This window comes from Vibrio sp. STUT-A16 (assembly GCF_026000495.1).
In the GTDB taxonomy this organism is placed as follows: domain Bacteria; phylum Pseudomonadota; class Gammaproteobacteria; order Enterobacterales; family Vibrionaceae; genus Vibrio; species Vibrio diabolicus.
The window spans coordinates 3,009,238-3,030,468 of record NZ_AP026765.1 but is presented as its reverse complement, the minus strand read 5'-3'; the positions used below and the strand labels follow the sequence as shown (position 1 = coordinate 3,030,468).

The 21,231-nt window shown below is 46.4% G+C and carries 21 protein-coding genes and 1 other RNA gene; 18 read left to right on the top strand and 4 right to left on the bottom strand.

The features are described 5' to 3' along the window. The first annotated feature begins 5 nt into the window (after positions 1–5). The 7 genes from rplM to sspB all read left to right on the top strand — a co-directional run bounded on the left by rplM (position 6) and on the right by sspB (position 5,283). Positions 6–434 carry a 50S ribosomal protein L13 gene (gene rplM, locus OO778_RS14340; RefSeq protein WP_012842158.1) on the top strand — a complete coding sequence of 143 codons (429 nt, stop codon included), beginning with the start codon at positions 6–8 and terminating at the stop codon, positions 432–434. Between the two features lie 15 nt (positions 435–449). Further along, positions 450–842, top strand: coding sequence for a 30S ribosomal protein S9 (rpsI, locus tag OO778_RS14335; RefSeq protein WP_005372876.1), 393 nt, complete (start codon positions 450–452; stop codon positions 840–842). Between the two features lie 616 nt (positions 843–1,458). Beyond that, the gene (gene petA, locus OO778_RS14330; protein ID WP_005396462.1) at positions 1,459–2,049 is read left to right on the top strand and encodes a ubiquinol-cytochrome c reductase iron-sulfur subunit; all 591 of its coding nucleotides are present in this window, start codon (positions 1,459–1,461) and stop codon (positions 2,047–2,049) included. Then, the gene (locus tag OO778_RS14325) at positions 2,049–3,314 is read left to right on the top strand and encodes a cytochrome bc complex cytochrome b subunit (RefSeq protein WP_005372880.1); all 1,266 of its coding nucleotides are present in this window, start codon (positions 2,049–2,051) and stop codon (positions 3,312–3,314) included. The genes petA and OO778_RS14325 overlap by 1 nt, the downstream gene beginning before the upstream one ends. Beyond that, entirely contained in the window at positions 3,311–4,048 is a 738-nt protein-coding gene (locus tag OO778_RS14320; RefSeq protein ID WP_005372881.1) for a cytochrome c1, read from the top strand. Before OO778_RS14325 ends, OO778_RS14320 begins: the two co-directional genes overlap by 4 nt. A 96-nt stretch (positions 4,049–4,144) precedes the next feature. After that, a complete protein-coding gene (gene sspA / locus OO778_RS14315; protein ID WP_005372897.1) occupies positions 4,145–4,780 on the top strand; it encodes a stringent starvation protein SspA in 636 nt (211 codons plus the stop codon). 17 nt (positions 4,781–4,797) lie between these two features. Beyond that, positions 4,798–5,283, top strand: coding sequence for a ClpXP protease specificity-enhancing factor (gene sspB / locus OO778_RS14310; RefSeq protein ID WP_264910129.1), 486 nt, complete (start codon positions 4,798–4,800; stop codon positions 5,281–5,283). Between the two features lie 70 nt (positions 5,284–5,353). On the opposite strand, the gene OO778_RS14305 is transcribed toward sspB, so the two are convergent. Genes OO778_RS14305 through OO778_RS14290 form a run of 4 tightly spaced genes read right to left on the bottom strand, consistent with a single transcriptional unit; the run spans position 5,354 to position 8,801 of the window. After that, positions 5,354–6,019 (bottom strand): BON domain-containing protein, encoded by a 666-nt coding sequence (locus OO778_RS14305; RefSeq protein WP_005396458.1) that lies wholly within the window; start codon positions 6,017–6,019, stop codon positions 5,354–5,356. A gap of 21 nt (positions 6,020–6,040) precedes the next feature. Continuing rightward, complete coding sequence (locus OO778_RS14300; RefSeq protein WP_005372901.1) at positions 6,041–6,631, bottom strand: phosphoheptose isomerase; 591 nt, start codon at positions 6,629–6,631, stop codon at positions 6,041–6,043. 3 nt (positions 6,632–6,634) lie between these two features. After that, positions 6,635–7,003 (bottom strand): YraN family protein, encoded by a 369-nt coding sequence (locus tag OO778_RS14295; RefSeq protein WP_046873997.1) that lies wholly within the window; start codon positions 7,001–7,003, stop codon positions 6,635–6,637. Next, complete coding sequence (locus tag OO778_RS14290) at positions 6,990–8,801, bottom strand: penicillin-binding protein activator (protein ID WP_047009071.1); 1,812 nt, start codon at positions 8,799–8,801, stop codon at positions 6,990–6,992. Before OO778_RS14290 ends, OO778_RS14295 begins: the two co-directional genes overlap by 14 nt. A 68-nt stretch (positions 8,802–8,869) precedes the next feature. Between OO778_RS14290 and rsmI the strand changes: the two genes are divergently transcribed. The 11 genes from rsmI (at position 8,870) to murG (ending at position 21,230) form a co-directional block, all read left to right on the top strand. Then, complete coding sequence (rsmI, locus tag OO778_RS14285) at positions 8,870–9,733, top strand: 16S rRNA (cytidine(1402)-2'-O)-methyltransferase (protein WP_047009072.1); 864 nt, start codon at positions 8,870–8,872, stop codon at positions 9,731–9,733. Positions 9,734–9,900: 167 nt separating this feature from the next. Further along, an RNA gene (rnpB, locus tag OO778_RS14280) (RNase P RNA component class A) lies at positions 9,901–10,328 on the top strand. Between the two features lie 229 nt (positions 10,329–10,557). Continuing rightward, positions 10,558–11,508, top strand: coding sequence for a 16S rRNA (cytosine(1402)-N(4))-methyltransferase RsmH (gene rsmH, locus OO778_RS14275; RefSeq protein ID WP_006743238.1), 951 nt, complete (start codon positions 10,558–10,560; stop codon positions 11,506–11,508). A 5-nt stretch (positions 11,509–11,513) separates the two neighbouring features. Further along, on the top strand, positions 11,514–11,831 hold the full coding sequence (gene ftsL, locus OO778_RS14270; protein ID WP_226421556.1) for a cell division protein FtsL: 318 nt from the start codon (positions 11,514–11,516) through the stop codon (positions 11,829–11,831). A 95-nt stretch (positions 11,832–11,926) separates the two neighbouring features. Then, complete coding sequence (locus OO778_RS14265) at positions 11,927–13,621, top strand: penicillin-binding transpeptidase domain-containing protein (RefSeq protein ID WP_031780549.1); 1,695 nt, start codon at positions 11,927–11,929, stop codon at positions 13,619–13,621. 62 nt (positions 13,622–13,683) lie between these two features. Beyond that, positions 13,684–15,165, top strand: a complete 1,482-nt coding sequence (murE, locus tag OO778_RS14260) for a UDP-N-acetylmuramoyl-L-alanyl-D-glutamate--2,6-diaminopimelate ligase (protein ID WP_005396448.1) — start codon at positions 13,684–13,686, stop codon at positions 15,163–15,165. Then, positions 15,162–16,526, top strand: a complete 1,365-nt coding sequence (gene murF / locus OO778_RS14255; RefSeq protein WP_005396447.1) for a UDP-N-acetylmuramoyl-tripeptide--D-alanyl-D-alanine ligase — start codon at positions 15,162–15,164, stop codon at positions 16,524–16,526. The genes murE and murF overlap by 4 nt, the downstream gene beginning before the upstream one ends. Beyond that, positions 16,526–17,608 (top strand): phospho-N-acetylmuramoyl-pentapeptide-transferase, encoded by a 1,083-nt coding sequence (gene mraY, locus OO778_RS14250; protein WP_005372931.1) that lies wholly within the window; start codon positions 16,526–16,528, stop codon positions 17,606–17,608. The genes murF and mraY overlap by 1 nt, the downstream gene beginning before the upstream one ends. A gap of 39 nt (positions 17,609–17,647) precedes the next feature. Continuing rightward, on the top strand, positions 17,648–18,961 hold the full coding sequence (gene murD / locus OO778_RS14245) for a UDP-N-acetylmuramoyl-L-alanine--D-glutamate ligase (protein ID WP_005396445.1): 1,314 nt from the start codon (positions 17,648–17,650) through the stop codon (positions 18,959–18,961). Positions 18,962–18,979: 18 nt separating this feature from the next. Then, positions 18,980–20,176: a cell division protein FtsW gene (ftsW, locus tag OO778_RS14240; RefSeq protein ID WP_005396444.1), complete on the top strand. Its 1,197-nt coding sequence runs from the start codon at positions 18,980–18,982 to the stop codon at positions 20,174–20,176. Then, on the top strand, positions 20,163–21,230 hold the full coding sequence (murG, locus tag OO778_RS14235) for an undecaprenyldiphospho-muramoylpentapeptide beta-N-acetylglucosaminyltransferase (protein ID WP_005396443.1): 1,068 nt from the start codon (positions 20,163–20,165) through the stop codon (positions 21,228–21,230). The genes ftsW and murG overlap by 14 nt, the downstream gene beginning before the upstream one ends. The last annotated feature ends 1 nt before the right edge of the window (position 21,231 follow it).

The window sequence follows — 21,231 nt, the reverse complement described above, 5'->3', positions numbered from 1 at the left end:
TTAGCATGAAAACTTTCGTTGCTAAACCAGAAACTGTAAAACGCGACTGGTACGTTGTAGACGCTGAAGGTAAAACTCTTGGTCGTCTAGCAAGTGAAATTGCATCTCGCCTACGTGGCAAACATAAAGCTGAATACACTCCTCACGTTGACGCTGGTGACTACATCATCGTTATCAACGCTGAGAAAGTTGCTGTAACTGGTAACAAAGCTAAGAACAAAGTGTACTACCGTCACTCTGAGTTCCCAGGTGGTCTAAAATCTATCACTTTTGAAAAGTTGATCGATCGTAAACCTGAGATGGTTCTTGAGCTTGCAGTTAAAGGCATGCTTCCACGTGGTCCTCTAGGCCGTGCTATGTACCGTAAGCTTAAAGTTTACGCAGGCGCTGAGCACAACCATGTTGCTCAACAACCACAAGTACTAGACATCTAATTGGGGATTTCGAAAATGGCAGAGAATCAATACTACGGCACTGGCCGTCGCAAAAGCTCAGCTGCACGTGTTTTTATTAAACCAGGCAGCGGCAACATTGTAGTAAACAAGCGTAACCTTGACGAATACTTCGGTCGTCCAACAGCTCGCATGGTTGTACAACAACCTCTAGAACTTGTTGAACTAACTGAAAAGCTAGACCTTTACGTAACAGTTAAAGGCGGCGGTATTTCTGGTCAAGCTGGTGCTATCCGTCACGGTATCACTCGCGCGCTTATGGAATACGATGAGTCTCTACGTCCTGCTCTACGCGCAGCTGGCTACGTTACTCGTGACGCTCGTTGCGTTGAACGTAAGAAAGTTGGTCTACGTAAAGCACGTCGTCGTCCACAGTTCTCTAAGCGTTAATTTCCTCTTATTGGAAATTCTGCTTTTCAGAGTTATTCTGGAAACTGTGTACCAAAAGCTCGGCTCTATGCCGGGCTTTTTTGTTTTTAAAGAAATAATACCTGCCTATCAATCCATTTGTATTCACTTATAACTAGGCTCAGAGTAAGGCTTCTTCCTTACCATATGTCATAAGCTTATTTATCTGCTGTGGGTGCCTTTGCGTCTTAATATCCCTGCAACATGTTTTAAAATGCCTACTCGTCTTTTTTGCGTATGCGGCGTGCTACAAAAGTGAAAATACAAATAACGTAAGTTGAATGTGCACTAAGAAATATTTTGCTGTGTAATTAACTGAAAACTACCAAGATAAAAGGTTTGAATAGCTTTCAGCAGAACTTCCATGTTGTGCTTTCTTGTTACAAATCACATCAATTTTTTATAATTCTGCCGCTTTTGTGACGACGCGAGCGATTTGCCTCACAAATGTTACAAAAAGGTAGCTTTATCTTGTCAAAAAGTAGGGTTTTCTTTATCATTTCCCTCCAATAAATAGAACTAAATTCATTATTTGTTAGCCATGCTCTTATAAGCGGAATAATAACGATCCAAAGGGAGCAAATGGGAGAATGTTTGGATGAGCAACGCGCCTTTAAATAACGGTCGCAGGCGTTTTCTAACCGCTACAACGGCAGTTGTTGGTGGGTTAGGGGCAGTCGCCGTCGCCGTGCCTTTTATCAAATCATGGAATCCGAGTGCTAAAGCCAAAGCGGCAGGTGCACCGGTGGAAGTGGATATAAGTAAAATTGAACCAGGTCAACTGGTTCGTGTCGAGTGGCAGGGGAAACCTGTATGGATTGTTCGCCGCACTCAAAGCGTTCTAGATAACTTAAAAACGATCGGCGATAAGCTTCGTGATCCGCAATCTGAAATGGAACAGCAGCCTGAGTACGCTCAGAATGAGTTTCGTTCGATTAAGGAAGAGTTTTTTGTCGCTGTTGGTTTCTGTACTCACCTAGGTTGTTCACCAACCTATCTACCAGACTCTTTCTCAGAGCAGGTCCAGGGCGTAAGATCTGGCTTCTTCTGTCCTTGTCATGGTTCTAAGTTCGATATGGCTGGTCGAGTGTTCCAAGGGGTACCTGCTCCATTGAACCTTGTCGTTCCTAAGCACATGTATTTGAGCGACACCAAGCTCATTGTGGGTGTTGATGAGGGGGATGCATAATGCAAGCAATGTTAGACTGGGTTGAAAAGCGTATTCCTGCAATGAATGCTTATAAAAAGCATTTGTCTGAATACCCAATGCCTAAGAACTTCAACTTTTGGTACCTTTTCGGTTCTCTGGCGATGCTGGTTCTGGTTAACCAAATCCTAACGGGTATCTGGCTAACGATGAACTACGTTCCTTCTGGTGACGGTGCGTTTGCTTCTATCGAGTACATCATGCGTGATGTAGAGTACGGTTGGCTTCTACGTTACATGCACTCAACTGGCGCATCTGCGTTTTTCGTTGTTGTGTACTTGCACATGTTCCGTGGCCTGATCTACGGCTCATACCAAAAACCTCGTGAACTACTGTGGATCTTCGGTATGTTGATCTTCCTCGTTCTAATGGCTGAAGCATTCATGGGTTACCTACTGCCATGGGGTCAGATGTCATACTGGGGTGCGCAGGTAATCATTTCTTTGTTTGGTGCGATTCCTGTTATCGGTGATGACCTAACGCTTTGGATCCGTGGTGACTACATCATCTCTGGTGCAACGTTAAACCGTTTCTTCGCACTACACGTTATTGCACTGCCTATCGTTCTACTTCTTCTTGTGGTTCTGCACGTATTGGCGCTGCACGAAGTCGGCTCAAACAACCCTGATGGTATCGAAACTAAGCTACCAAAAGGTTCAATGGGCGATGATTACAAGACACAGTTCAAGTTCCACGATTACTACACGAAGAAATACGACATTATCGACTCTATTCCTTTCCACCCATACGGTACGGTTAAGGACTTAGTTGGTGTGGCTGGTTTCTTGTTCTTCTTCTGTTACGTGCTGTTCTTTAACCCAGAAATGGGAGGATACTTCCTTGAACCGCCTAACTTTGAAGCGGCCAACCCACTGAAGACACCAGAGCACATTGCTCCTGTATGGTACTTCACGCCGTTTTACGCAATCTTACGTGCGGTTCCAGACAAACTATTAGGTGTTATCCTAATGGGTGCGTCAATTGCAGTGCTGTTTGTTCTACCTTGGTTGGATCGTTGTAAAGTTCGTTCATACCGTTACCGTAGCAAACTTCATCTGTTGAATATTGTACAGTTCACAATCGCCTTTATCGCTCTGGGTATTTTAGGTGCGTTACCTGCAACACCAACGTACACACTACTATCTCAGATCTTTAGCTTGTGTTACTTCATGTTCTTTGTGTTGCTGTTCTTCTACAGCAAAAATGAAGCAACCAAACCATTACCAGAGAGGGTGACATTCAAATGAAGAAGTGGATTGTAATTCTATTTGCTATGTTGCCATCACTAGCGATGGCAGCGGGGGCTAACGTTCCGCTTGATAAAGCGAATGTTGACCTAACGGATAAAGCTTCGCTACAAAACGGTGCGAAGTTGTTCATGAACTACTGTTTTGCTTGTCACTCAACGCAGTATCAGCGTTATGAGCGTGTAGCAACAGACTTGGAAATTCCAACAGACTTAATGAAAGAAAACCTGATTTTCAATCCTGAAGCGAAAATCGGTGATCTAATGGTTAATGCAATGCCACCGAAGCAAGCGGCAAACTGGTTTGGTGCTCCACCACCAGATCTTACGTTGGTTGCACGAGTTCGTGGTGCTGATTGGTTATACACTTACTTACGCTCTTTCTATGTTGATCCATCTCGTCCATTCGGCGTGAACAACATTGTCTTCCCGAGTGTTGGTATGCCACATGTGCTCGAAGAGCTACAAGGTATCCCGACGCCGATTTACGATACGAAAATCGTAGATGGCGAAGAAGTACAAGTTGTTGTTGGTACTGAAACAGACGGTACGGGTGAGCTGAGCGAAGGCGAATACGACAAAGCGGTTGGTGACCTAGTGAACTTCTTGGTTTATTCAGGTGACCCAGTGCAGCTTGAGCGTCATGCTTTAGGTTGGTGGGTAATGGGCTTCTTAGTGCTTCTAACCATAGTTGTCGTGATGCTCAAGAAAGAGTATTGGCGCGATGTGCATTAATTGTGCTAAAATACCGTGCTAATTCCCAATTTTAATTGATGTACAATGGAGGCTTAGCCTCCATTGTTTTTATTTGTAAGTGTACTGGAGGGCTCCATGGCTGTAGCTGCCAATAAACGTTCTGTGATGACTCTTTTCTCAAGTGCATCAGATTTGTATAGCCATCAGGTTCGCATTGTACTAGCTGAAAAAGGCGTAAGTGTTGAAGTTGAGCTTGTTGACGAAGCAAACCTTCCTGCTGAGCTTGTTGAGCTAAACCCATATAAATCAGTGCCAACTCTTGTTGACCGTGAGCTAGCTCTTTACGATTCAAAAATCATCATGGAGTACTTGGACGAGCGTTTCCCTCATCCTCCTCTAATGCCGGTTTACCCTGTTGCTCGCGGCAACAGCCGCTTGATGATGTACCGTATCGAACGCAACTGGTATTCACTCGCTGAAAAAGTGATGAAAGGTAATGCGGAAGAATCAGAAAAAGCACGCACAAAGCTGCGTAATGATCTTCTGACGTTAGCGCCAATTTTTGCTGAATATGAGTACTTCATGAGCGAAGAATTCAGCTTGATCGACTGTTACCTAGCTCCATTATTGTGGCGTTTGCCTCAACTTGGTATCGATCTGGTTGGCCCTGGTTCAAAAGAAATCAAGGTGTACATGAACCGCGTATTTGAACGTGATTCGTTCCTTGCTTCTTTAACTGAAGCTGAACGTGAAATGCGCCTAGTTCGCTAAGCGATTTTAAACACGTTATGGATATTGCAAAAATGACTGCTCGCCGCCCGTATATGCTTCGCGCATTTTACGATTGGCTAGTAGACAATGACTTGACTCCTCACTTGGTGGTGGATGCAACGATGCCGGGCGTACGTGTACCGGTTGAGTTTATTCAAGATGGTCAAATTATTTTGAATATTGCACCACGTGCGGTGGGTAATCTTGAGTTAGGTAATGATGCGATTACCTTCCATGCTCGCTTTAGCGGCCGTCCACACTCAGTAATTGTGCCTGTGTATGCTGTCCAAGCTATTTATGCGCGTGAGAATGGTGCTGGTACTATGTTTGAACCAGAAGAAGCGTACACTAACATCGAAGAAGAAGCGATGACCGAGGAAGAATCATCCCCATCGTTTACAACGGTTAGCGATGAGCCTTCTGAGTTAGCCTCTGATTCGGATGCCGAAGAGGACGATGCTCCTCGACCAAAAGGCAAACCAAGCTTAAGAGTGATTAAATAATAAAAAAGCAGCGTAACGCTGCTTTTTTTCTTTTTAGTGTCTTGACGTGTTTTCAAGTGATGTTTCGCAATTACTCAATCGTAAATGCTTCGACGTTGGCTTCATTTTCCGCGTTTGTCTCACTTTCTATTGTTTGTACACCGTCACTCGGTAAGTCCACTTCAACAGGTTCCATTTCGCCATATTGGAACCCTTTAATGACTTGTTTTACGCCAGAGATATTACGCGCGATTTCTGTCGCTCGCTCGCCTTGCTCTGGTGTGACATAACCAAACAGAAAAACGTCGCCGTCTTCGGTGATCACTTTAACCTTAACGCCATTGAGTTCAGAGTCGGTCAGCAAGGCTGATTTTACTTTGGTTGTGATCCAACTGTCGTTGCTAATTTGAGTGACAGTGAGTGGCTCTTTTTGTTTGATTTGATTGTGTATGACTTTCACACCACTAACTTCTCGAGCTCTTCGCTCTAAAGCATGGATAAGGTCTTGCGTTGGAGCCTGACCCATAAGAACAACCGTACCGTTATAGGAGCTGGCAACCACACGAACTTCACCTTTAAACGGCGCCTTATTCCCGATCGCTGCAACTTCGAATTCGATGTTGTTGTCCTGCCAAATTTGTTTTGTACTGCGTGTGTCCGTGACAATATTTGCTGTGGTAGCAGCACCAGCGATAAACAAGCCAGCGCAACCACTTAAACTCAATGCTGTTAATAAGATAACGAGGCTACGTATCATAATTCTGACCCTCAGTCTTGGTTACTCTTCATGAGCAGGGAAAAGCACCTGGTCAATAAGATCACAAAGACAATGGAGTGTCACCATATGTACTTCGTGAATACGTGCAGTGCGGTGTGATGGAATGCGAATTTCGACGTCGTTCTCACCAAGCAGTCCTGCCATCTCACCGCCATCTTTTCCTGTTAGCGCGATAATCGTCATGTCTCGAGTTACGGCCGCTTCCATCGCTTTGATAATATTTTTGCTGTTACCGCTAGTCGACATGGCAAGCAGAATGTCGCCTGGCTGGCCAAACGCTCGCACCTGTTTTGAGAAAATTTCCTGGTAGTGGTAGTCGTTTGCAACAGCGGTCAGGGTTGTATTATCGGCTGTTAAGGCCATTGCAGGTAGGCTAGGGCGCTCAGTTTCAAAACGGTTTAAAAGACAAGAAACAAATTGTTGAGCGTTTGAAGCACTGCCGCCATTACCACAACATAAAATTTTGTTGCCATTGAGCAAGCTTGAGACCATCGCTTGGGCCGCGTGAGTAATGGCATCGGGCAGCGCCTCTGCTGCTGCGATTTGAATTTGAATACTTTCTGTAAAGCTGTCTTTAATGCTGTCTAGCATCGCTTATCCTTCAGAGATTGCGTTTTCTATCCAGTTGATATCTCGCCCATTGTCATGAATAGCGATGACATCAAACCGATAATCGATATTGTGTTTTAAGCGCTTTTGTTGGCTAAGCCAAACTTGTGCAGTTTTGATTAGCTTGCGCCTTTTTGCGTGCGTTACCATTTCTGCTGCTGAGCCAAAGTGATCATTCTTACGATATTTGACTTCAACAAACACGATAGTTTCACCTTGTTGGAAGATTAAATCAATCTCACCGACCTTGGTCAGGAAATTTTGTTCAATAAAGCGCAAGCCCTGGCGTTGCAAATAGTGCTTCGCCAGAGCTTCATATTGATTTCCGATTTGGCGCTTACTAAAAAGCCCCACGCTCAGCCCAGCTCAATTCACGCTGTACAACACAGTTGTTGTCGATACTTAAAATACCGGTTTGGCCACCGACTGAGTAACCAGGAACGACCTTCATTTGTGGAAGTTCACCGATCAATTTATATGCATCCATACCGAGTGCTTTCAAACGTTTTTCCATGTTAGATTGCTCTGACCAAAGCTCGTTCATTTCAGCGGTCACGCTAGGATCTGGGTCAATCAGCAATGGAATGTCGCTGTAGATGATGCCTGTTAGATCTTCGTATGTCGCGCCGCCACTGTTGCTACGCGAACTAGAGAAGATTTGTGGTGCTTTCGCATCAGGGTTAATCGCTACTTCGATAAACGGCTTGATCAAAGTCAGCTCAGTGCTTCTAGCTACGATATAAACCGCATCAACATCACGACGGCTACGTGGCTGTGTTTCAAGCTTAATTCGCATTAATGATTGCATCTGGGCGATACGCTGCTTGCTCTCTTGCAGGCCAAATACTTCATTGATGTCTTTTTGAAGTTGGCGCTTGTCACCAAAGTAACTTGCTGCGACTTTGTTAGAGCTGTACTTTCGCCATTCTTTGTTGAAAGCCTCAGTTACACGCTCTCCAAAGCTGCCTTTTGGTGCAAGAATAAGAGGGAAGTTGTAGCCTTCGCTGAACAAGTGTTTTGCAGCTTGTGCGGCTTCTTGTTCCGGTGATAATGCCAAGTAGCAAATATTGCTATCTGGTTGCACATCCTCGGGGATATTTAGCGCAAGGGCTGGAATGGTAGGGCCATTTGCTGAGCCATCCATGGTTGTGTGCAACAACTCCACGTTCTCTTTTTCTAGAGGGCCAACAACAAAATCGATGTTTTCATTGATCAAGCGTTGTTTAATTTGGTCAGCGTTATACGCATTGGTGTCAATCACCGTAAGTGTTGCACTAGGATCTCGATTACGATCATTCATCATCGCAAACACAAAACCATCACGAATTAATTGCGCTTGTGGCGAGAACTTACCCGTCAGCGGCAGCAATAAAGCAGTATTGTTTGGCTTCACGATATCAAGAGAGAGAATGTTTTGAATCTCTTCTGGTGTATAGATAGCAGCTGGGTGCGAAGGGTTTTCGCTTAACCAGCGCTCTAGCGTATTTTTAAGTTGGGACAGGTTGCCCGACAGCGTTTTTGCATAAACAGCCAGCTGAAGCCAGCCGTCTAGAACATCCTCATTCGGCTCTGTTTCTAATGAGGTGAGTTCATATTCTGAGTAGCTGCCAAAGTTCATCCAAATACGGCTAGAGATTTCCCTCTGCTCTGCTGACGAGGCGTATTGACCAAATGCAACCAGCTGGCGGTTTGCTTCAAACGCTTGGTTGAGGCCTTGATAAGCGTCGGCACGCATCAAGTAATAGTCTTTCCATTGCTCGTTTGGCAATTTCCACCAAGGTTTAAAGTTTAACAATTGCAGCAACTGCGAGTAATTACCTTGCTTTTGCTGTATGGTCGCACGCGCCAGTTGCCACTCCGCTTGCTGAATTTCGGTCAACTGTTGTCGAGCCAGACGTTTGATCAACAGTTCTGCTTGATCAAACTGGTTCGCTTGAATAGCGGCTTTGGTTGCCATGATCAACCAGTCATTTTGTAAACTGCCTTCCGTGCTATCAGCTTGGATCATATAGTTCTGAACAGACTGAGTAGGCTCAAGTGTTACATCAACGCCATCAGGCTGTCTTGGACCTGAAGAACAGGCGGCGAGCGTAATTGCTAGTGCAACAGGAGTAAGTATGCGTGGTACACTGAGTCTCTTATGGTTAATCATTGCCGTGAGTTCTCTATAATTTTGTACAAAATTGTCTCTATATTAATCGTTGAAGTGATGGTAAACAAATGACAGATAAAAATAAGTTGCCGAATGAGGGGCCAACTCTCTATATCGTACCGACTCCAATCGGAAATTTAGCGGATATCACCCAACGTGCTATCGAAATTCTGTCGACGGTGGACATCATTGCTGCTGAGGATACTCGACATACGGGTAAATTACTGTCTCACTTCAATATTCAAACCAAAACTTTTGCTCTGCATGATCACAATGAACAGCAAAAAGCACAGGTTTTGGTAGAAAAGCTGCTTTCCGGTCAGTCTATCGCGTTAGTTTCTGACGCTGGTACGCCACTTATCAGCGACCCAGGATACCATTTGGTGACAAAATGTCGTCAAGCGGGCGTTAGAGTTGTGCCGCTTCCTGGTGCTTGCGCGGTCATTACGGCGTTAAGTGCATCAGGCTTGCCATCCGATCGCTTTAGCTTCGAAGGCTTTTTACCACCGAAAAGCAAAGGCCGTAAGGATAAATTCCTAGAGATTGCTTCGGTAGAGCGTACGTGTATTTTTTACGAGTCACCGCACCGTATTTTGGACTCTCTACAAGACATGTTAGACGTTCTTGGCCCAGATAGAGAAGTCGTGTTGGCGAGAGAACTAACGAAAACTTTTGAAACCATTCAAGGTATGCCATTAGGTGAGTTAATTGAGTGGGTGAAAAGTGACGATAACCAACAGCGTGGTGAAATGGTGTTGCTGGTGCATGGCCATCGCGAAACCGTGGACGATTCATTGCCAGATGATGCTTTGCGTACATTAGGGATTTTAACCAAAGAGCTGCCTTTGAAAAAAGCAGCGGCTTTGGTAGCAGAAATTCATAACTTGAAGAAGAATGCGTTGTATAAGTGGGGCTTAGAAAACTTAGACTAAGCACTGCTAACGAGACACATGGTAAAGCGGGTCGATGTGAAAATATCGGCCTTTTTTAGGCTCAATGTTTGATGGTTAGGTTAAAAAAGCACCACTCAATGCATTCATTTCATCATATCTGTGATCTCACTAGACTCTGAGTAGATAACTCTATACAATCCGCCCTCGGAGTTGACTGGGTAGTCGCTGCTTTACTGATGTCCTTCGGGAGACTGACGTTGAAGTCCTTTGGGAGACTGACGTTGACGTCCTTCGGGAGACTGGTAAAGGGGAGGAAAGTCCGGGCTCCATAGAGCAGGGTGCCAGGTAACGCCTGGGGGGCGCAAGCCTACGACAAGTGCAGCAGAGAGAAGACCGCCGATGGCCCTAGGGCACAGGTAAGGGTGAAAGGGTGCGGTAAGAGCGCACCGGACGACTAGCAATAGTTCGTTGCAGGGTAAACTCCACCCGGAGCAAGACCAAATAGGCCTCCACATTGCGTTGCTCGCGTAAGGAGGCGGGTAGGTTGCTTGAGCCAGTGAGCGATTGCTGGCCTAGACGAATGGCTACCGCCGCGCAAGCGGAACAGAACCCGGCTTATGTGTCGACTCCAACTATTCGAGACCCATCACTACTTTTTGTAGTGATGGGTTTTTTGCATTTTATTGACGCAAACCCTGTCATTACCAATAAACTTGGCGTTAAATCACGTCTGACTTTAGACTTGAGGTGGCGATGATGTGGGAAATCAGTACACTATGGTAGGTTGATCTTTTGCTATAAATATTCAGCATGAGAGAGCAACATATCTTAAAATCGCTTCAAGATCATTCAACGAGAAAGCTATGACCGAAACCTTCCAACATATTTCCGTGTTATTAAATGAATCCATTGATGGCTTAGCTATCAAACCAGACGGTATCTATATCGATGGAACATTTGGCCGTGGCGGTCACAGCCGGACCATTCTATCTAAACTCGGAGAAAACGGCCGACTGTACAGTATCGATCGTGACCCTCAAGCGATAGCTGAAGCAGGCAAAATCAATGATCCTCGCTTCACCATCATTCATGGTCCATTTTCTGGTATTGCTGAGTATGCTGAAGAGTATGACTTGGTTGGCAAAGTTGATGGCGTTCTACTGGATTTAGGTGTTTCTTCGCCGCAGTTAGACGACGCAGAGCGTGGCTTTAGCTTTATGAAAGACGGCCCGCTAGATATGCGTATGGACCCAACATCAGGTATTCCCGTATCTCAATGGCTAATGGAAGCTGACTTAGATGATATTACTTGGGTGATTCGTGAGTTTGGTGAAGACAAACACGCGCGCCGTATTGCCAAAGCGATTGTTGCCTACCGTGAAGACGAAGAAAATGAACCGCTGGTACGTACTGGCCAGCTCGCGAAGCTGATCTCAGATGCTGCACCCAAAAGCTTTAAAGAGAAAAAACACCCTGCGACTCGTGCGTTCCAGGCATTTCGTATTTACATCAACAGTGAGTTAGAAGAAATTGATACGGCACTAAAAGGCGCGGCAAGTATTCTGGCTCCTGAAGGTCGTTTATCTGTCATTAGTTTCCACTCTCTGGAAGACCGTATGGTCAAACGTTTTATCCGTAAAGAGAGCAAAGGACCTGAAGTGCCACATGGCATTCCAATGACTGAAGAGCAAATTCGTGCTCTTGGTAGTGCGAATATGAAAGCGGTGAGCAAAGCGATTAAGCCAAGCAAACAAGAAATTGAAATGAACCCTCGTTCGCGCAGCTCTGTGCTAAGAATTGCAGAAAAGCTTTAATTATTATGACGAAACCCACTCCTAACCTTGCTAAGTTGATTGCAACGGATCTTATCACCGTTGGTCGCTGGCCATTACTGTTGTTGCTATTGATCATGGCATCGGCAATGGGAGTGGTATTTGCTACCCACCATGCGCGTCAAGCGATCACCGAAAAAGATCACACTTTGGTTGAACGAGAGCGTTTAGATAGCGAATGGCGCAACCTGATGTTGGAAGAAACGGCCCTCGCGGAACACAGTCGTGTTCAAGACCTTGCCAAAAAAGAACTTGAAATGAAACGACCTGATGGCGATAAAGAAGTGGTTGTCACGCTCAAATGATTAGAAAGAAAACCAACACGAAACCAAGCAACAAGCGTAAACCTGTCGCGAAAGAAAAAAACGCTTCGGGGGATACGAAAACCGAGAAAAAAGTAGTGAAAGTGGCGGTTGAAGAATCCTTTCTGATTCGTTGGCGCTTCCATCTATTACTGTTTTTTGTCTTTTGTGCATTTGCACTTTTGGTGGCGCGCGTAGCCTATATTCAAATCATTGAACCGGATAACCTGATTAAACAAGGTGACCTACGCTCGGTTCGTGTGAAATCCATTCCTTCTGCACGCGGTATTATTTCGGACCGAAATGGTGAGCCGCTCGCTGTCAGTGTGCCTGTTGAGGCCGTTTGGGCGGATCCCGCGACGATATTTAAAGAAAATGCCTTAAGCCAGACCAAGAGTTGGTATGCATTAGCGGATGTTCTTGGTGTTGACCGACAAGGGTTGATAGACAAGATCAAGCACAATGAAAAGCGCCGCTTTATTTACTTGCAGCGCCAAGTGAGTCCAGCCATGGCGAACTATATTCGTGAGCTAAAGCTGCCTGGTGTGGGTCTTAAGTCAGAATCTCGTCGTTACTATCCTGCCGGTGAGGTTAGTGCTCACTTAGTTGGGGTGACGGGGATTGATGGGCATGGTCTAGAGGGTGTTGAGCGTAGCTACGATGAGTGGCTTACTGGCGCCGCAGGTAAGAAAACCATTCGTAAAGACCGTTATGGTCGCGTCGTAGAAAACATTGCGTGGCAAGACAAGCAAGAAGGTAAGTCACTCCAGTTGACAATCGACCAGCGCCTACAGGCGATTGCTTATCGTGCGATTAAACAAGCCGTTGCGGACCATCGCGCCACGTCAGGCTCCGTTGTTATGTTGGACGTGAAAACCGGCGCCGTATTGGCCATGGTGAATGCGCCTTCCTACAACCCTAACAATCGTAGCGACTGGCAAAGCTATAAAATGCGTAACCGAGTGATCACGGACTCGATGGAGCCAGGCTCCACCATTAAGCCTTTCGTTATTTTAGCCGCCTTAGAAAATGGGGTAGCCGATAAAGATACCATCGTAGATACCGGTAATGGTGTACTTCGTTTAGGTGGTAGCCGAGTAAGAGATGTATCCCGCGTGGGTAAAGCGAGCTTGACCACGATCCTCAAAAAATCGAGTAACATCGGTGTGACGAAGCTGGCAATGCAAATGCCAGTAGAGGCGCTGCTCGGTCTGTACAGCTCTGTGGGCTTTGGTGAGCTTTCTGGTCTGAACCTCGTTGGGGAAGTGACTGGTATCTTCCCGACACGAACACGATGGTCTCCTATTGAACGTGCCACGATTGCGTTTGGTTATGGTCTATCGATAACGCCAATCCAGTTAGCGCATGCCTATGCGACGCTTGGAAATCTCGGCAAATACGAGCCAATCCATATTATCGAAAGCAATGATCATGACATGTCGCGCCAAGTAGTGAGTGCAAAGTACGCACGCCAGGTCTTGGACATGCTGGAAACCGTAACCCAAAAAGGAGGCTCAGCTCGTCGAGCGGCAGTTCCTGGTTATCGAGTGGGAGCCAAAACAGGTACCTCACGTAAAGCGTCTGCAGGTGGATACAGCGATGAGTACATCACTTATACGGCAGGGCTTGCTCCGGTTAGTGATCCGCGAATTGCATTGGTTGTGATCGTAAACGAGCCTCAAGGTGATGATTACTATGGTGGTTCGGTAGCGTCTCCTGTCTTCTCTGAAATCATGAAAGGCGCGCTACAAATACTCAATGTTGCACCAGACGAAAACAAATTCCAGCAGTAAGCCGAGTGGCTTACTGAGCAAACAAAATTAAGAAAACCTGAGCCAAAGCTCGGAGAACAAATATGACTAAAGCCATCAGTATGGACGTGCTGCTTTCCCCTTGGGTGGATTGCCCCAGCTTATCGTCCGTTCTTGTTTCTGAATTGGAGCTCGACAGCCGAAGAGTTCAGCCTGGAACCACGTTTGTTGCGGTGATTGGCCATATTGTGGATGGGCGTAACTTCATTGCTTCTGCCATTGAGCAAGGGGCCAATGCGGTTCTAGCGCAAGCCTGTGATGTAAAAGCACACGGCACGGTGGAAATCATCGATGACGTTCCCGTTATTTACCTCGATACGTTGGATCAACGTTTATCTGCAATCGCTGGAAAGCTTTATGCTTACCCAGATATGGATTTGATTGGTGTCACCGGTACTAACGGTAAAACCACCATTACCCAGCTAATTGCACAATGGCTAGAGCTACTTGGCCACAAAGCGGCAGTGATGGGCACGACGGGAAATGGTTTTCTCGACAATTTACAGCAAGCCGCGAATACAACAGGGAATGCTGTAGAAATTCAGAAAACGCTGTCCTCTCTCGCAAATCAACAAGCCACATACACCGCGCTAGAAGTCTCTTCTCATGGCTTAACGCAAGGCCGTGTCAAGGCGTTGTCGTTTGCGGCGGGTGTGTTTACTAATCTAAGTCGTGATCACCTAGATTATCATGGCACGATGGAAGAGTACGCCAATGCAAAGCTGGAGTTGTTTACGCAACATCAATGTGAACGTGCCATTATTAATGTCGATGATGAGGTCGGTCATGCATGGGCGACGCAGTTGAGCAATGCGATTGCAGTATCACTCAAACCGAACACTGAGTTTGAAAGCGCAATTTGGGCGACAGATGTCCGTTACGCGGAGTCGGGGATTACTATCCAATTCGATGGTAAATTTGGCTCAGGTCAATTGCACGCGCCACTGATTGGTGAGTTTAACGCAACCAACTTAATGCTCGCTTTTGCGACCTTATTAAGCTTGGGTAAGGATAAACAAGCGTTACTCGAAACCGCAGGTCAGTTACAACCTGTACTCGGCCGAATGGAGTTATTCCAGACAGAGGACCGTGCCAAAGTCGTGGTCGATTATGCCCATACTCCTGATGCACTAGAAAAAGCACTGCAAGCTTTACGAGTTCACTGTGAGGGGCAGCTGTGGGCTATTTTTGGTTGCGGAGGCGATCGCGATGCAGGTAAGCGCCCAATGATGGCGGAAATTGCAGAGCGTCTAGGTGACAGAGTGGTGTTGACTGACGATAACCCACGCAGTGAAGATCCGGTTCAGATTGTAAAAGACATGCTATCCGGGCTGTCAAAACCTGCCGAAGCGATTGTGCAGCATGACCGTTTCAAAGCTCTGTCTTATGCGGTTGAGAATGCTTCGCCAAAAGACATCATCTTGTTAGCGGGTAAGGGCCACGAAGATTATCAAATTCGGAATGGCGAAACGATTCATTACTCCGACCGTGAGTCTGCTATGCAGCTTTTAGGATTGTCCTTATGATCAAAGTAACGTTATCTCAAATTGCCAACATCACTCGCGGTGAGCTATTCGGCGATGATCTACTTATCGACGCGGTTTCTACTGATACACGAGCGATTGACAACGGTGCTTTATTTGTTGCGCTGGTGGGTGAGCGCTTTGATGCGCACAACTTTTGCCAGCAAGCGGTGGATGCAGGCGCTGGTGCTTTACTCGTACAAAAACGTTTAGATGTGAATGTGCCACAAGTCGTGGTGTCGGACACCAAAATGGCACTGGGTGAGTTAGCCTCTTGGGTGCATCAAACTTGCCAAACACCTACCGTTGCCATCACAGGCAGTTGTGGTAAAACGACCGTCAAAGAAATGGTCGCGAGCATTCTGCAATTGAAAGGCAAAGTGCTGTTTACTGCAGGTAACTTCAATAATGATATTGGTGTTCCGTTGACGTTATTGCGCTCACAGCAGGATGACGATTATGCCGTGATTGAGCTTGGTGCTAATCATATCGGTGAAATTGCTTACACAACGCAGTTAGTAAAACCAGATATCGCGTTAGTGAATAATGTAGCCGCCGCGCACCTTGAAGGCTTTGGTTCTATTGATGGCGTGAAACAAGCCAAAGGTGAAATTTACCAAGGTCTTGCTGCAGGTAGTATTGCGATTGTCAATTTAGACAGCAATGGCGAAACAAAGTGGGATAGCGTGCTGGCGGATAAGGAAGTTATCACCTTCTCACAAAGTAATTCTGCGGCTGATTACTATGCATCAAATATCGTGATGAATGCCGCGGGAGAGGCCAGCTTTAACCTACATATCGCAGCAAGCTCACAAGAAATTGAACTGTCTCTGGGTATTATAGGTCAACACAACGTGGCGAATGCAATCGCAGCTTCTATTATTGCGTTACAAATGGGCGCCACATTAGAAGAGGTTCGCGCTGGCCTTAAGCATTTAAACAAAGTGAAAGGTCGCGTCGAGGTTGAAGCGCTGAGCGAAAAAATCAAATTGATTGATGACAGCTACAACGCAAGCGTGCCAGCCATGAAAGCGGCGGTTGACTTATTGGCTGCTTTCCCAGGTCAGCGCTGGCTGATTTTAGGTAATATGGCGGAATTGGGCGAGGAAAGTCTTGCACTTCATCGTCAAGTCGGGGAACATGCTGCCCCACAAAAATTTGAACATGTTCTCACATATGGTGCAGACGCCAAGGTGATCAGTGAGCTTTGCCAAGGCATTCATTTTGAGACGCACCAAGAGATGATTGAATACATCAAGCAGCATCTAGACCAAGCCGTTCCTGAAAACCATACGATTTTGGTGAAAGGAGCGAACGGTGCACGTATGTTTGAAGTCGCTGCTGCTTTGAAGGAGTATTATTAATGATTATTTGGCTTGCCGAGCTGCTACAGCCATACCTGTCTTTTTTCCGATTGTTTGAATACTTGTCTTTTCGAGCAATTCTAAGCGTATTAACCGCTCTGGGTCTGTCATTATGGATGGGACCAATCATGATCAAGCGTTTGCAAATGCTGCAAATTGGTCAGGTGGTACGTAACGAAGGTCCTGAATCTCACTTTAGTAAGCGTGGTACTCCAACGATGGGCGGTATCATGATCTTAGCGGCCATCTCAATCACAATCTTGCTTTGGACTGACTTATCCAACCCATATGTATGGGCGGTATTGACGGTCTTGCTTGGCTACGGTGCAGTCGGATTTGTTGATGATTATCGTAAAGTGGTGCGCAAAAATACCGATGGTTTGATCGCGCGTTGGAAGTACTTCTGGCAGTCGTTGATCGCGTTTGTCGTGGCTTTTGCATTGTACGCTTACGGTAAAGACACTGCAGCCACTCAGCTCGTGGTGCCATTCTTTAAAGACATCATGCCGCAACTTGGTTTGATGTACATTATCCTGACTTACTTTGTGATTGTCGGTACGAGTAACGCGGTTAACCTGACCGATGGTCTAGACGGTTTGGCAATCATGCCAACGGTTCTTGTTGCTGCAGGCTTCGCGGTTATTGCATGGGCGACGGGTAACGTTAACTTCTCGGAATACCTTCATATTCCATACCTACCACATGCTTCTGAGTTGGTTGTCGTATGTACAGCAATCGTCGGTGCAGGCCTTGGTTTCTTGTGGTTTAACACGTATCCAGCACAAGTGTTCATGGGTGATGTGGGCTCACTAGCGCTTGGTGGTGCATTAGGCACCATTGCTGTTCTCGTTCGCCAAGAGTTGGTGTTGGTGATCATGGGCGGTGTATTTGTGATGGAAACGCTGTCGGTAATTCTACAGGTGGGTTCATACAAACTGCGTGGTCAGCGGATCTTCCGTATGGCACCGATTCACCACCACTACGAATTGAAAGGTTGGCCAGAACCGCGCGTAATCGTGCGCTTCTGGATTATTTCTATGGTTCTTGTTCTGATTGGTCTTGCGACATTGAAAGTGCGTTAATCGCATTTTCCAAGAACAAGATTTACAGTGTGATCAAATATGGAACGTTGGCAAAACATACATAGTGTTGTCGTCGTAGGGCTCGGTATTACCGGGCTCTCTGTCGTTAAACACCTAAGAAAAAATCAGCCACAGCTTGTGGTCAAAGTCATTGATACTCGCGTAAACCCTCCGGGGGCAGAGCGCTTGCCGGAAGATGTTCAACTGCATAGTGGTGGTTGGAATACAGACTGGCTTTCTGACGCTGATCTTATCGTGACCAACCCTGGTATTGCGCTAGCGACACCAGAGATCCAAGCCGTATTGGAAAAAGGCACGACAGTAGTTGGTGATATTGAGTTATTCGCCTGGGCGGTGCAGAAGCCTGTGATTGCGATTACGGGCTCAAACGGTAAGAGCACTGTCACCGATCTCACAGGCGTGATGGCCAAGGCCGCGGGTTTGGATGTTGGCGTTGGCGGCAATATCGGCGTTCCTGCCTTGGATTTACTAGAACATGACGCAGACCTATATGTGCTTGAACTCTCAAGCTTCCAGTTGGAAACAACGTCAAGCTTAAAGCTCAAAGCCGCTGCGTTTCTGAATCTTTCTGAAGATCATATGGACCGTTATCAAGGCATGTCTGACTATCGACAAGCCAAGTTGCGTATTTTTGATCATGCTGATCTCGCGGTAGTGAACCGTGATGATCAAGAAACCTTCCCTGATGCAGAGATGCCATTGGTGACATTTGGCAGCGACAATCAGGACTTTGGTCTCGAGGTGGATGGCAATCGCACTTGGCTGCTCGATCACGGTCAACGAGTCGTCGCAAGTGATGAGCTTAAGTTGGTTGGTAAACACAACTTATCCAATGCATTGGTCGTTTTAGCGCTCTTAAAGGCTGCGGGCGTTGATTATCACAACGCATTGAATGCACTTAAAAATTACACGGGACTGACACACCGATGCCAGGTGGTTGCGGATAATCAAGGCGTAAAATGGGTGAATGACTCTAAAGCAACTAATATTGCGAGCACTATGGCTGCGCTATCTGGTTTGGAGTCGACAGGTAAGCTCTACTTGCTCGTTGGTGGTGTTGGCAAAGGTGCTGACTTCTCGCCATTAAAACCGATCTTCGCAACGCTTAACTTGCAGCTGTGTTGCTTTGGCGTTGATGGCGATGAATTTATGCCACTACATGAATCTGCAATACGTTTCGACACCATGGAAGATGTGATTCAACAAGTATCTTCGCAGTTAAAACCAGGTGATATGGTGATGCTGTCTCCTGCATGTGCTAGCTTTGATCAATTCGACAACTTTATGGCAAGAGGTGATGCTTTCGCTGCTCTTGCTCAGAAATATGCATAATTAAAGGTTACACACTTCGTGGGTTTAGGTAACGTTAAACGCAGTATTGGCAATTGGCTCAAGCATCCAGCCCCAGAGGCGATGTTTGATCGTCAGTTAGTGTGGATTGCACTGGGTTTGATGTTGACGGGGTTGGTGATGGTAACCTCTGCATCATTTCCAATCAGCTCTCGATTAACCGAACAGCCGTTCCACTTTATGTTTCGTCATGCGACGTTTCTCGTGCTGGCGTTAGGGACCTCCGCTGTTATTTTGCAAGTGCCTTTGCAAGAGTGGTTTAAGAAGAGCCATTACTTACTTTGGGCTTCTTTCGCACTGTTAATCATCGTGCTCTTGGCGGGTAAGTCGGTTAATGGTGCGTCTCGTTGGATTCCCCTTGGGCTGTTTAACCTTCAGCCAGCGGAAGTCGCGAAGCTATCGCTGTTTATCTTCATGTCTGGTTACTTAGTTCGAAAGCAAGACGAAGTACGACAAACCTTCTTTGGTGGCTTTATGAAGCCAATCATGGTGTTTGCTTTCTTCGCAGTATTACTGCTTGGTCAGCCAGACTTGGGTACGGTCGTCGTGATGCTAGTAACATTGTTTGGCATGCTGTTTATCGCAGGCGCAAAACTGACTCAGTTTCTCGCGTTGATGGTGGCAGGTATCGGCGCTGTGGTAGGTTTGATTTTAGTCGAACCATACCGTATGCGACGAGTTACCTCCTTCCTTGACCCGTGGGAAGACCCATTTGGCAGTGGCTATCAGTTGACTCAGTCTTTGATGGCGTTTGGTCGTGGTGAATGGTTCGGTCAAGGTCTCGGTAATTCAATTCAAAAACTGGAATATCTACCGGAAGCGCATACCGACTTTGTGTTTGCCGTACTTGCTGAAGAGCTCGGTTTTGTTGGCGTTGTGTTGGTCTTAATGTTGATTTTTAGCTTAGTGCTAAAAGCGGTTTACATAGGCAAGCGTGCGTTTGAAGAAGGCGAAATGTTCGGCGGTTATCTGGCTTTCGGTATCGGTATTTGGTTTGCGTTCCAGACCTTGGTGAACGTTGGTGCTGCAGCTGGTATCGTACCAACCAAAGGTTTAACACTTCCGCTAATCAGTTATGGTGGTTCCAGTCTGATTATTATGTCCGTCGCAGTGTCCATATTGCTGCGTATCGATTACGAATGCCGCTTGAAACGCGAGCAACAACAATCAGAACAACAAACTAATGAAACAAAATAAACGTTTGATGGTGATGGCTGGTGGTACTGGCGGTCACGTATTCCCAGGGTTAGCTGTAGCAAAACAGCTGCAAGAGCAAGGTTGGGAGATCCGTTGGTTAGGTACGGCGGATCGAATGGAAGCGGATTTGGTGCCAAAACATGGCATTGAAATCGACTTTATCAAAGTGAAAGGGTTACGAGGTCAAGGCGTTAAACGTCTTCTTGCAGCACCATTTCAAATTATCAATGCCATTATGCAGGCTCGTGCTCACATGAAACGCTGGCAGCCAGACGCAGTACTTGGTATGGGCGGTTATGTTAGCGGCCCGGGCGGTATTGCCGCTTGGATGAGTGGCATTCCTGTTGTTCTGCATGAACAAAATGCAGTAGCAGGTTTAACGAACCAATGGTTATCGAAAATCGCTAAGAAGGTTTTTCAGGCTTTCCCAGGCGCTTTTCCAAATGCCGAAGTGGTTGGGAACCCAGTTCGTGAAGACGTGACTCAATTAGCAGCGCCAACTGAGCGCATGCAAGAGCGCCAAGGTCCAATTCGCATTTTGGTGATGGGTGGCAGCCAAGGCGCACGTATTCTTAACCAAACTCTGCCAGAAGTGATGGCTAAGTTGGGCGGTGATTACTGTATTCGTCATCAAGCGGGCAAAGGTTCCGCCGAAGAAGTGAACGCCGCATACCAAGCTAATGGTGTGGTAAATGCAGAAGTCACAGAGTTCATTGACGACGTAGCAGAGGCTTATGCATGGGCTGACCTTTTAGTTTGTCGTTCAGGGGCGTTAACCGTTTCTGAAGTATCAGCGGCAGGCGTAGGGGCTATCTTTGTTCCTTTTATGCATAAAGATCGCCAACAAGCACTGAATGCCGATCATCTAGTAGAATGCGGCGCAGCGAAAATGATTGAACAACCAGACTTAACCGTTGAGTCTTTGACTCAGCAGATCCAACAATTGGATCGCCAAGCTTTACTTACGATGGCTGAGCAAGCGCGTGGCGCTGCTAAATTGAATGCCGACCGAGTTGTCGCACAAGCCATTGTCGCTTTGACCGAAAAGCGTTAAC